Annotated in this window: 10 protein-coding genes; 8 read left to right on the top strand and 2 right to left on the bottom strand. The window is 57.7% G+C overall.

From position 1 onward, the window contains the following. The first annotated feature begins 380 nt into the window (after window positions 1–380). The 3 genes from PKKP23_RS09805 to PKKP23_RS34975 all read left to right on the top strand — a co-directional run bounded on the left by PKKP23_RS09805 (window position 381) and on the right by PKKP23_RS34975 (window position 2,371). A complete protein-coding gene (locus PKKP23_RS09805; RefSeq protein ID WP_126876722.1) occupies window positions 381–941 on the top strand; it encodes a hypothetical protein in 561 nt (186 codons plus the stop codon). A 279-nt stretch (window positions 942–1,220) separates the two neighbouring features. Next, the gene (locus tag PKKP23_RS09800) at window positions 1,221–1,979 is read left to right on the top strand and encodes a hypothetical protein (protein WP_081601797.1); all 759 of its coding nucleotides are present in this window, start codon (window positions 1,221–1,223) and stop codon (window positions 1,977–1,979) included. Between the two features lie 14 nt (window positions 1,980–1,993). Further along, window positions 1,994–2,371 carry a DUF4087 domain-containing protein gene (locus PKKP23_RS34975; protein ID WP_081601798.1) on the top strand — a complete coding sequence of 126 codons (378 nt, stop codon included), beginning with the start codon at window positions 1,994–1,996 and terminating at the stop codon, window positions 2,369–2,371. A 612-nt stretch (window positions 2,372–2,983) separates the two neighbouring features. Here the strand turns inward: PKKP23_RS34975 and PKKP23_RS09785 are convergent. Beyond that, window positions 2,984–3,370: a hypothetical protein gene (locus PKKP23_RS09785; protein ID WP_126876721.1), complete on the bottom strand. Its 387-nt coding sequence runs from the start codon at window positions 3,368–3,370 to the stop codon at window positions 2,984–2,986. A gap of 234 nt (window positions 3,371–3,604) precedes the next feature. Between PKKP23_RS09785 and PKKP23_RS09780 the strand changes: the two genes are divergently transcribed. The 5 genes from PKKP23_RS09780 to PKKP23_RS09760 all read left to right on the top strand — a co-directional run bounded on the left by PKKP23_RS09780 (window position 3,605) and on the right by PKKP23_RS09760 (window position 10,959). Continuing rightward, window positions 3,605–4,408 carry a lipid II flippase Amj family protein gene (locus PKKP23_RS09780; protein ID WP_017774497.1) on the top strand — a complete coding sequence of 268 codons (804 nt, stop codon included), beginning with the start codon at window positions 3,605–3,607 and terminating at the stop codon, window positions 4,406–4,408. Between the two features lie 411 nt (window positions 4,409–4,819). Beyond that, complete coding sequence (locus tag PKKP23_RS09775; RefSeq protein WP_168724552.1) at window positions 4,820–7,336, top strand: type VI secretion system Vgr family protein; 2,517 nt, start codon at window positions 4,820–4,822, stop codon at window positions 7,334–7,336. A 52-nt stretch (window positions 7,337–7,388) separates the two neighbouring features. Further along, on the top strand, window positions 7,389–10,103 hold the full coding sequence (locus PKKP23_RS09770) for a glycoside hydrolase family 24 protein (protein WP_126876720.1): 2,715 nt from the start codon (window positions 7,389–7,391) through the stop codon (window positions 10,101–10,103). Next, a complete protein-coding gene (locus tag PKKP23_RS09765) occupies window positions 10,100–10,651 on the top strand; it encodes a hypothetical protein (protein WP_240658850.1) in 552 nt (183 codons plus the stop codon). Before PKKP23_RS09770 ends, PKKP23_RS09765 begins: the two co-directional genes overlap by 4 nt. A 47-nt stretch (window positions 10,652–10,698) precedes the next feature. Further along, on the top strand, window positions 10,699–10,959 hold the full coding sequence (locus PKKP23_RS09760) for a PAAR domain-containing protein (RefSeq protein ID WP_081601851.1): 261 nt from the start codon (window positions 10,699–10,701) through the stop codon (window positions 10,957–10,959). A gap of 70 nt (window positions 10,960–11,029) precedes the next feature. Here the strand turns inward: PKKP23_RS09760 and PKKP23_RS09755 are convergent. Then, a protein-coding gene (locus PKKP23_RS09755) for an IS3 family transposase (protein ID WP_420873207.1) occupies window positions 11,030–12,107 on the bottom strand; the annotation gives its coding sequence in 2 pieces (ribosomal slippage) (window positions 11,030–11,711 and window positions 11,710–12,107; 1,080 coding nt in all). Window positions 12,108–12,195: the final 88 nt, after the last annotated feature.

Genomic DNA, 12,195 nt, shown 5'->3' with positions numbered 1-12,195 from the left:
CGAGCCGCTCCTGAAGGGCATTCCCTTCAAGGACGGCACTCCGGTGATTGAAAGCACACCGGCTCCTCAAGCGCTGGCCGCCTGATCATGCCGCCTGACCCGCGTACACCACTCTTGACGATTGCTCTCAAATTTCTGTTGATTTATGTTTTGCTCGGATTACTACTCGCCGCTTTTTTGCTTATGAGCATCCTCGGTAGCTTGGGGAAATTTGAGAGTAACGGCCATAAGCACTCGCTGACTGAACCACACTTCAGCGGATCGTGGCCCGCGCTTGGACTAACGGAGGTGACCCGTCGCGCAGGGAAGAACAAATCTGCTGTTAAAGAATTGGCGGATGGCTGTCGTAAGACAAAAATAGTGAGAGAGAACAACAGAACATGAAAAACTTGATGCGTGGTCTTCGTTTTTTGACTTCGATTACGATTTCGCTCTTTTTTCTTTCTATAGCGCCGAAGTGTCTCGCGTTCGACGAGTGGGGCTTTAAAAGTGGAACACTTAAAGCTGAGATCGAGCAGACTGCGCGATCAGGCGGTGGAAGCATTTCACAGTCTGGTGATGCGACAACCGTTGCACGATTCGATCCTGTCAATGGTCAAGCATCAATATTCATCTTGCGATTCTGTGACGATCGCCTAACTAGTGTTTTGAAAACGGAATCATTCACTCCGACAAAGTTAATTGATTTGCAATTTGATCTCGTGAAACAACACGGAAGTCCGGTGCTGTCAGCGCAAGATAAATCGATAAAAACAAAGATGGGTGCCTTCGTTTCCCGCGAGCTGGATTACACTTGGGAACTAGCGAATGATAAGACTCAAATTATAGCAACTGTGCCTATCTCCTCACCTTTTCAGATCAATCCCGGCCTTTCCGTGGTTCACAGTGACTCGTCAGTATGCTTGAACCGGGACGGAGAGCGACCAGCGGTCAATGAGTGACGCAACGAATTTCGACGGTGACAGATACTTCATTGTTTCCGCTTAGCGGTTGCCGACCGCCCGATTTAGGTGGTGGCTACCTACGAGGTGCAAATGGCCGCTATTAGCAGGCTCGAAGGTCTCTTCCGGGTCGGCGGCTGTCTTCGGCGTTGCGTTTTCCGGCAGTGCTGCGCGCGTATCATCGTTGGGTCAAGCTCGGCTATCTTGCGACTTTCGACAGCGTGGCTAGAATCGTCGACAATCCACAGACTTACCGTTGGTGGGAATCGAAAGCAACTGATGAAGAACAAACGAAATCTCGCTCGCCTTGCTCTATGCGTGTTTTTCCTGGCCGCGACCTCGTTGGCACTTGCTGGATGGTACGACATTGACAACTACGCCGGCACGATCGGTAGCCTGCCTATTCATGTGTCGTTGCAGACCTACGATGATGTCCACCGTGACGAGCCAGGACAGCGGCGCGTCGACGGCAGTTACTATTACGATACCCACCGCATTCCGATTCCGTTGCAAGGGAAACGCCAACCCGATGGAACGATACAGTTGTGCGAAGCAAACGCGCCAACTTCCTCGGCAGATTCACCCACCGTGCCGGCCGCTTCGGCAACGCACCCCGTCCCTTGCCCTATAACGTTGAAAATAATTGGTACTGGGGCATCCGGCGAGTGGCGCGACGACAAACGCGTTCTACCGATCGCGCTCCATCAGGTCGGAAGTCTCAACGACACCGGCCTGCAGCCTGTTCGATTAGACGGTGTCGTTGAAGTCCCAATGTGGTATCACACAAAAAATCATCTATTGCTCGGTGTCTATGATTCTTCCAAGGATTGCCCGCTGTCAATGGCCCGCTTGCGACTCGTCAATCTCAGAAGTGGACGAATCGACAAGGAAATGAAATTTCCCTGTGGCACGGGCGTCGTGTCCACCCCTATCTTCGGAAACGTTTATCGTGCGGGTACCCCCCGCCATGTGACCGTCATGTTTCAGGGCGGTTATCATGGGATGGGCGACGACCGGGACGTTGCAGTCGAACCATAAATCTTCACCTTGTTATGAATGCTAGTCGGGTAGTGTGCCCGTTTTTCGTTTGCATTTTGGCGGCATCCTTTTGTACTTGTTCGGTTGCAGGGATTCGAGAAAATCGCTGTGGCTGGTTACAGAACCCGACGCCCGCAAACTGGTGGCTTGACGACAAGGATGGAAGTTGGACTCTATCTGTTATGGGCGGGAGGCCGGTACCCGGGTTCGATGATCTGCCTGACACGACCACGCATGATTGGGTCGTCACCAATGCGGGCGGGCACGGCCACGGATGCGCCTGCATCGATATGGAAGTCGACAAGGGCACAGGTGACGTCGTACGGATCTATTCGGCAAAGGCGCTTCCACTAAAGCGTTGCAAAGCCGATCGCTCGCTGCCGCGGCCGTAAGCATGTGGTGAAGCGGGTGCGCGCGATGTGTGACGACGGTGTCGGAGCGGCCAAAAACGGCTGGTCGACGGACGGCTGGAGATCGCCGACAATTCAGACAATGTTAGAACGGTGGGTTGCAGGTAAATGCGCATTACGATTGCACTGCTTGCCTTCATGGCCGGCAGCCATGCTTGGGCCGGGTACGACGTTCACATCACCCGGAAGTCGTTTTGGGCGGACACAACGGGCCCGAGGATCACACTCGAGCAATGGAAGGCATACGTCCGTGGCGACCCGCAAGTAGTGAATGATCCTGCGAACGGTCCGACAGACTTTCTCGTTACAGTCAGAAGCGCAGCGTTCCCGCTTTGGTACAACGTGGAGCTGGGTGAGCTCTACACAAAGGATCCGACGGTCGAAGCGGTTCGCAAGCTTGAGGATATCGCTAGGGGGATGAGAGCGAAAGTTCAAGGTGATGACGGCGAACCGTATCCTGCTCCGCCATGACCTCTGGTACATGCACGCTGGCCGTCAGCCAGCTTTGGTTATTCGAATTCTAGCTTCGAATCGACGACAGTACTGAGGTATAGACCTAGGCCAACCCGCCTCCCGGCTGCTGCCTTCTGTTCCTTAAAGGCCCAGCGCTGGTCGCCAATGAACAAATGGTGGGTACGGGACACCGTTGAAGAAGGCCGGAAATACTTCGACAACTTGGTCAGCCATGAACCATTCATCTGAGCGCATTGGAATGTTGCCCGCCCGGAAGACCAAGACTGTGCCATCGGGGCGCACGGGTGACGGTTTGTCGTGGAATGCCCTCCACCGCTGCGCACCAAACTCGTAACGCTCGATCATGCAACTAGTACTGCCACCCGCTACCTGCACGTAGCTACCACGAGCGTCAGTCAACGACGCATAAGAAGATTTGCCATAAGTTCGCAGCGATTGCAGTGATCGGGTGATCTGTCGTGGAGTTGGCGAGATGATTTCCGCTTTCCCTTCGATCTCGAATTTCATTTGCTGAATCGCTCCGATTCATCCGACCAGACGTGAATCCTACCAGCGCCAAAGCCTGATGCTGAACGGCCGTTAGCTGCAAAGCTGATTGGCCGTTTCGGGTCGGTAACTACCGCCTGCGCCCGGCAGCGGCCAACGGCTTATGGTGAGAAGGAGCGGCCGAACTGGATCATCGCGATCGCGCCGCACCTTGCTCGGGTACACTCATAGCTCCGCCACGCGCTCCGCAATTGCATGGACACTCAACTCTGGGCCATATGCGGGCTTACATTCGTAATCCACGTGATCGCGACATTGGCCTATGCAGTGCGGATCGCTGGCGTTCGCACGCGCCGCATCGCCTTGTCGTTTTCCCTTTTCGGGATCATCGCGCTGGTTTCCAGGACGGCCAATTCCTTTCAGGGGCCATTCATTGCCAAGCGCGTCGAAGTGGACATTGCGCATCACATGGGAAGGGGATTGCTCGCCGACTTTCGGCTGTTTCTGCTGACCGCCACTGTGGCAACCATTGCCGGATCATTCCTGATTCCCACGTTCCAGCGGTACTTCAGCCGGGCGGTCGATCACTTTCAGATGTACCGCTCGATCCCACGTCTACTGCTGGACGCATTCAGCCGTGCCGGCTTCAGCTACCTGCGTATCGGCGCGCGCGTTCCTTCCCGCCACAACGTTACGCAACTGGCAGGTAATACGGGTCTGTCCTGGAAGGTCATCGTGCTGAATGTCGTTGCAATGGCGATCTGGACAGTCGGCGTATTCGCATCGCTGTATGCCGGTTATCTGAAGCCCGAGCTCAGAGTGACATGCGCTAATCTTTCATCGGTCATCAACGGCTTCGCGACTGTGGTCCTGACAGTCGTCATCGACCCGCAGGTTTCCGTAATGACCGACGATGTTATCGAAGGCCGGCTATCGGAAAACTGCTTCAGGCGGGCGATCACGGCGCTCGCGGGTGCCCGCGTTCTCGGTACATTGTGCGCCCAGGCTGTACTTCTCCCCGCGGCCCTCATAATCGTCCGCGTCGCAGAAGTCATTTAGCGCGACGGCCGGCACGATTCCGTCTGGACTGATCTCGCCTGTCTTGTCGATGCCCCAATGAAGGCTTGGGAGTGCCCCGGCTTGCCGTTGGCGTTCTTTACGGCGACGACGTAACGCGCGTCAAAGGTCTCCTTGGGACGACGCACGTTCCAATATCGGTTTCGGAAATCCGCATCGGCACACGTCTTCTCTCGATAACCGTTCTCCGATTGATGCAATGGCTACGTTCTCAGCCGGAGCGCTTGAATAGGCCATCTATTGCGGCTTTCTGCCGTGCATTTAAAATGCGCTCTGGTTGCGCCGATCAAAGAGCCATAATGGCAGCGATGTAAAGATAGGCTCGCTTCTGGAATGTATTTTTTACTGGACTAATTTCAAGATTTAACGATAAAGAAAAGAAAAGGGGTAAAAATGACTGGCGCGCTATACAGGGCGATGCGCGATGGATATGTGCAGGCTAACCGGCTGATCAGGCTAGACACGTCGCTCGGGGAAGACTGGCTCATTCCGCTTCAGGTCAAGGGTTCCTCACGGCTGGGCCGCGATTACGAATTCACGGTCGACGCCGTCAGCGCACGTGGCGATCGCGTGAAGCTCAAGGCGTTGATCGGCCAGGCCGTCACGCTGTGGATTCAGCAGACCGACGGAAGCTATCTGCCCCATCACGGCTATGTCCACCATTTCAGCCGGCTGGGATCGGATGGTCCGTTGACCTGGTACCAGCTGCGCTTCTCGTCATGGATGTACTACCTGCGCCTGCGCCGGGATATGCGTGACTGGCAGGAGCAGGGCGGCGAGCAGATTCTGTCGGACGTGTTCGACGAGCACCCGCAGGCCAAAGGCGCCTACCGTTTCCAGCTCAGCCGCTCGCTGCCGTCCTATTCAAACCGTGTGCAGTACGAGTACGACTGGAACTTCGTGCACCGCAGCCTCGAAGAAATGGGCTTGTTTGGCTACTTCGAGCAGGCCAGCGACGGCAAATCGCACACCCTCGTTCTGATGGACGACCTGTACCACGCGCCGCAGCTCGCCCAGCGCACCGTCTGGTTTGCTCGCGGTGGCATCGGTGAGGAAACGGATGGCCTCACGCAGTGGAACGAGCGGCTGCAGATCGACAGCGAACAGCTCACCACGCGCACGTTCAACTACAAGCGTGAGGACTTGACCAACGAGGCGAGCGGTTCAGTCGGCGAGGCCAACGGTGGGTTACCCGCACAGGGCGAGGTGTACGACTACACCGGGGCCTATACCGGTTCGAGCCGCGACCAGCGTGAGCGGCTGCTCGGCATCCGGCTAGAGGAACGGCTTTCGCGCATGAAGCGCTTTCACGGCACGGGCGGGCTGCGCAGCGCGATGCCGGGGTACTGGTTCGAACTGCAGGGTCATCCTGTGCACGATGCCGGCACGCAGCAGGACCGCCAGTTCGCGATCCTTGCGGTCGACTGGACAATCCGCAACAACCTCCCTGGTCTCGACGGCATTGCGGACCTGCCGGGCAGCCTTGGTGCAGAGGTTGCGCAGGCCGTCACGTCGAAGCGTGGCGCGACGGTGAGCCATGCGGACGGCAGCGAAGGCCACTTCCTGGTGCAGATCGAGGCACAGCGTCGGCGCGTTGCGTTCAGGAGTCCCTTCGAGCACAGGAAGCCGATTATGCAGCTACAGTCGGGCATCGTCGCCGGTCCGGAGAAGGAGGAGGTGTACACCGATTCACTGAACCGGGTGAAGGTGTGGCTACCGTGGAACCGCCGCAACGGCCGGAACGAGACTGCGTCATGCTGGATACGCGCTGCGTTTCCTGATGCCGGATCGCGCCGGGGCGGGCACTTTCCGCTGCGTACGGGCGATGAGGTGATCCTCGGCTTCATGGAAGGTGACTGCGACCGGCCGGTCATCCTGAGCAGAATGCACGGCGGCTCGACGCCGCCGGTCTGGAACACTAACGGGCTGCTGTCGGGACACCGGTCGAAGGAATACGGAGGCAACGGCTACAACCAGTTGCTCTTCGACGATTCCACCGGCCAGAACCGCATTCACCTGTACTCGACGAGCAGCCAGTCGCACCTGCATCTGGGGTACCTGGTACAGCACGCGGACAACACGCGCGGCGCTTTCATCGGCAATGGCTTCGACCTGAAATCCGACGCGTATGGCGCGATCCGCGCCGGTCAGGGGCTGTACGTCTCGACACACGCCACGTCGGTCGCCCAGCCGCTGAATGCGACGCAGGCCAGCCGGCAGCTCGTGAGTTCGGAGTCGCTGGTCGAAACGCTGTCACAGGCAAGCGTTGCGGCCCGTGCCGAGAGCCTGCAGGCCGGTCAGGAGGCTCTGCGGGCGTTTACCGACGCCACCCAGCAGAGCGTGGCAGGGAACGCATCCGGCGGGCGCACGGCCGGCGGCGGCGCGGGTAATGCGAACGGCTTCGCGAAACCGGTGCTGCTGATGGCAAGCCCGGCTGGTGTGGCGGTCTCCACGCAGCAGTCGGCCCAGATCACCGCTGACCAACACGTGAACGTGGTGAGCGGCCAGAACACGCACCTTGCCGCCGGCAAGTCGCTGGTCGCGAGCGTAGCGGAGAAGATCAGTCTGTTCGTGCAGAACGCGGGCATAAAGCTGTTCGCGGCGAAGGGCATGGTGGAAATCCAGGCGCAGACCGACGGGATGGCGCTCACTGCGCTAAAGGATCTGAAGATCACGAGCGCGAACGGACGGCTCGTGCTGACCGCAGAGAAGGAGGTGTGGATCGGCGCGGGTGGCTCGTACATCAAGATCGGACCGAACCTGATCGAGAACGGCACGGCGGGACAGATTCTCGAAAAGTGCGCGTCGTGGGACAAGCCGTCGGCGGCCTCCTCGAAGCTAACGGGCAACCTCGCGACGCCGGGTGACATTGCGACGAAGCCGGGGCACCTGCTGGACTACTCGGGCTAGGGACGAAGCCTGTCCGCAACGCAACCCGGTACCCACAGAATGATCGCAGACCATGAGCACGAAGAACGATACGCATAACAAACCGGCGCCGCCCCCGACGACTGCCGCGCCCCAGCCGCTCCAGCCGCTCAGGAACTGGAGTTATCCGTTCGCACCGAACAACGCGAGAGCAGTCGGTGCCCAATCCTGTTTCGAGGCACTGGGCAAGGCCGAAGATGGCTTCTTTCCGCTCGGGGCGAACGGCATCTGGCATGGCGGTATCCATTTCGGCAAAGGTACCGAAGGGATGCTGAAGCAGGACGAAGGCGTCAGCGTCATCGCAGATGGCGAGATCGTCGCCTACAGGCTCGACAGCAAGTATCCGGAACTGGACTATCCGGATGGCAGGAAGGGGCTGTACTCAACGAGCTTCGTGCTGGTACGGCACAAGCTCGCCATTCCTACGTCACAACCACCATCCACTTCCTCTGGAACGCAATCATTGTCGCAAGCGCCTAGTGCCCAAGGCGCCTCGACATCAGCACTGCCGGCAACTACCGCGGAGCCGCCTTCGGACGACGTTCTGGAGTTCTACAGCCTCTACATGCACCTGCTCGACTGGGCGCATTACCAGTCGACCGGCAAAGATGCTGATACGGCAAACGGCACACCCGCCGTCCAGCGAATGCCTTTCTGGAAAGGTGACCGATGCTTCGTGGTGGGTAGCAAGGCGAAAGATACGCAGGCAGCGGCGAGAGTGCCGGAATCTGTGAGTGGGGACCCCATCGGCGACCTGATCGCCAACGACTTTCAGGTACGGGTTCAGACACCCTCCATCACAGGCCTTCATATCCGTGAACTTCCGCAGGGAAAGATCATCGGACTGTTGCCTCGCGGTAGCGAAATCACAGTTGTCGGCACCGCAAAGAGCGGCTGGGCGCGCATCGATAAAGTGCAGAAGGGTAGTCCCGTTGCCGCAACTGAGAGCGAGGACCCTCCCGTCACCGCCGCAACAGGCTGGGTCTATATCGATGAACTGGATTCGAAGATTACGCCGAATCCGCTCGATGCAGTCGTCGTGCTTGACACGCCGTTTCCGGTCAAGGCGGGCGACAAGATCGGCCATCTTGGACATTTCCTGCGATATCGCGAATCAACGCAATTACCTCCACAGGCTTCCAGGCCGCTACTGCATCTGGAAGTCTTCGCGGGCGACAAGCTCAAGGCATTCATCGACAGGTGCCGCTCTCGGGCCGATAGTCTCCCGAAGACTATGCTGGTTGTGTCGCCGGGGGCAATGCTGGTGACCCCGTCGGAACCCGACCAGACCATCGATATTGGCCTCACGCTCAAACCCGTTGCAGGCAGCCCTTCGAAGGGCCCGTGGGTGAGGGTGCAACCAATGCAGATGCCTACGTCGGGCACCTCCGGTCATTCGCATACTCATCATGCGAAACACAAGGCAAACGGCACGCCGAAGGGCAATCCGCTGTGGGTCGAGCGATCATTGAGCGGCCAGGTAACCGAGCGTGTCACCGACGGCTGGAACGAATTCCCTTTGAAGCTTGCGAATGCCAAAGGGCCGGCAGCAACGTTCCAGGACGTATTCACACAAAGCGAATTGCAACAGATCGAATCGGCCGAAGACGACCAACGGCAGCACTGGTGGAAAATCACCATCGGGACCGGAAAGGGCGACAGCACTACAGGCTGGGTGTGCGATAAAGGTCATCCGAACACGTCGTGGCAGAGCCAGTGGGCATGGCCCGGATTTGAGATCGTTGATAACACCAGCATCTCGATCGTCGACTCGTTCAAGCGGGCGGTCTACGTGACCAAAGAACTGCTGGACGGGGAGGAAGACGAATTCAAGCCCTCAGCGTTGGGCGTAAACAGCAGCGAACTCATTACCAAGCTGGAAAAGGCCATCGACCACGATGGAAACGGCACATTAACCGCAGCCGAGCTGGCGAAGGCGCAGGAGATCCCGTGGCTGGCAGAAGCACTATCACATCTGATCGTGCGCTACGAAAGCGAATGGGGCGGCAGTATGGGGAAATGGGACCAGCTGTCGGCGCTCATGAAGGAGCACAAGCAGATCTGGCAAAGCGAGCTCGAGCGTATCGAGAAACTTCAGTGGTGGAATAAAGTCGCCACCGTTAATGGTTTCCCAGATTCGCCAGTCGTATATCATATCCATCCGATCGGGCTGATCGGGAATTTTGCGTCGAAAAACTTAACTCTGGAAGAGGCGCGTGTTCGCGCTTTTCTTCGAATGATTCGAGTGGGGGAGGGGACTGAAGGAGAGGCCGGTTACGAAAGACTGTTCGGCGGGGAGTCATTTATCAAGAACTATGGTCGAGATTTCAGTGATCACCCGAAGATCCTCATAACGCGGACAAACAGTCGTGGCAAAACGCTGAAATCGACCGCTGCGGGAGCGTACCAGGTCATGGGCTACACATGGGACGATCCAACGTTCATAAGTTACCGACAGCAGTATGGGATCGATAATTTCACACCTGCATCGCAAGATCGATTTTGCGTGGTTTTGTTGAAATTCAAGAGAAACGCAATTGAAGATATAAAGAAAGGTGATATTCAGAGAGCTATATTCGATGACGGATGTAACAAGGAATGGGCCAGCTTGCCCGGGGATATGTACGGCCAGGGTGGTGTAAGTATGAACACCGTCAATCAGAAATTTTCTACGTATCTCGATGATGAATTGAGCGGAAATAGCGATCTGGCCGTTCCTGTCGGTGAGTTGGATGATTTGATCAAATGACCGGAGTTGCAATGCGCGCAAGGTTCTTTTTCGTGGTCTTTCTAGGCATCGTCTCCTGCAATGCCCGGGCCTTCACGGCCGAAGGTGCCGCTGCACCCAAGTTTTCGGACTATCCCTCGCCGATATACAACGGGAACATTCACACTCCCTCTTATTACGTCAAATCAGGCGACACGTGGAGGGACGACATGGGGAAGGAGGTTTCTCCTCCAAGGGTTAATTTTGCGGGCAAGTACTACATTGGGCTCCACAGTTGCGGAACGGAGTGTCGTTACTACACGTTGTCGGACTTGGCCACGGGCAAGGACTCCAAGGCTCTGGACATGTTCTCGTCGGATGGAGAAAAGCCGCAAAAGACCAGTGACGGACGTAACTACGTAACTGAATTGCTTAGTCACCCGGACAGCAGGTTGGTGATCGCCCAGTACCACATCGAGCAAATCCCCGGAAAACCGGGCGAGTGCCGCGAAAGGATGTTCGTGCTGAGCGACGACGGCGAGAAGGTGGCGCCGGTAACGAAGACTCTTGATGGCTGTCAGCCACGTTGAGCTGCATCTGGTTCGGCCGATATTGCGTTCTTGATTTCGACACATCAATGATGAACTTGATACGCATCGACGACGATACTGATCATGGTGGAAAAGTTATCACTGCGTCGTCCACCATGAGCTTCGATGGTCGTTTCGTCGCCCGTAAGGGCGACGAAGTGTCTTGCCCGAAACACCCTGACACGAAGCCGAATGTCATCATCGAGGGGGACACGTCAATGACGGACGATGGTATTCCGATCGCGCGACATGGCCATCGCGCAACCTGTGGATGTCATCTGATATCGAGCCTGAGCGATCCCTCATGATGTCAGGCAGCCGGTGACCTTACCCCTTCGAGTACACCACTCGTAAGTTAGTGGGCTTGCCGGTTTTCGGTTAATGCAGTTGCCGGAATTGGTCCGGCGCCAGTTGCCCTAAGGCACTATGCGGGCGCACCGAGCTGTAGTCAGTGCGCCACGCTTCAATTCGCCTGCGCGCATCATCGAGACTGACGAACGCATGCTTGTTCAAACATTCTTCGCGCAGTCGGCCGTTGAAGCTTTCGATGTACGCGTTTTCCACCGGCCTGCCTGGACGGATGAACTGCAGCCTGATGCCATGTTCGTGCGCCCAGGCATCGAGCGCCTTGCTGACGAACTCCGGTCCGTTATCCACCTGAATCAGGCCGGGGCATCGTCCGCGTTGCCGCAACTGCTCGAGCACACGCGCCACGCGAACACCGGTGAGCGAGAAGTCGACCTCGATGTGCGGGCACTCGCGGTTCCACGCGTCGATGATGGTCAACATGCGAATGCGTCGGCCATGCACCAGTGCGTCAGCAACAAAGTCCATCGCCCAGCTTTCGTCTGCGCCGCCGGGCGCCGGCATTACCGCGCGTAGATGCCCCGGGCGCTTCTTTCGACGTTTCAGGCGAAGCGACAGGCCTTCTGCGCGGTACAGCCGCTCAGTGCGCTTGTGGTTCTGGACCAGACCCTCCCGGCGGAGCAACACATGCAGGCGGGGCGAACCAAACCGTGGCCGCTCCTGTGCCAGCTCGCGCAGCCTGCCGAACTTCGCGGTCGGCGTCAGGCAGCACCGGCCGTCGGAACGTCCGGCGGTTCACGCCAATGAGCGCGCACGCCCGGCGCTCCGAATAGTCGTGCTGGTCAATCACCTGCTGCACAATTTCCCGGCGCTGCGCGGGCGAACTCACTCCTTTTCCGAGAACGTCCTTCAGAACCCGGATGTCCAGTGCCTGGTCGGCCACCAGCTGCTTGAGCCGCTGGTTTTCTTCCTCCAGTTGCCGCAATCGTCGCGTTTCCGACACATCCATGCCGCCGTAGCGGCTACGCCAGTTATAGAACGTCGCATCCGATATGCCGTGCTTGCGGCGCAGGTCTGCGACCTTCATGCCTGCGTCGGCTTCCTTCAGCACCCCGATTATCTGCTCTTCGCTGAACCGGGACCTCTTCATGACAAGGGTTTTCCTGCGGCCTTGCCACTAACTTTACAGTGGGATACTTCAGAGGGGGAAGGTCAGAAACTTGCAGACTGCTTTTCTG

The organism is Paraburkholderia kururiensis JCM 10599 = LMG 19447 (assembly GCF_003986935.1).
In the GTDB taxonomy this organism is placed as follows: Bacteria; Pseudomonadota; Gammaproteobacteria; order Burkholderiales; family Burkholderiaceae; genus Paraburkholderia; species Paraburkholderia kururiensis.
The sequence above is the reverse complement of the archived record's forward strand: the minus strand, read 5'-3'. Positions and strand labels throughout refer to the sequence as shown.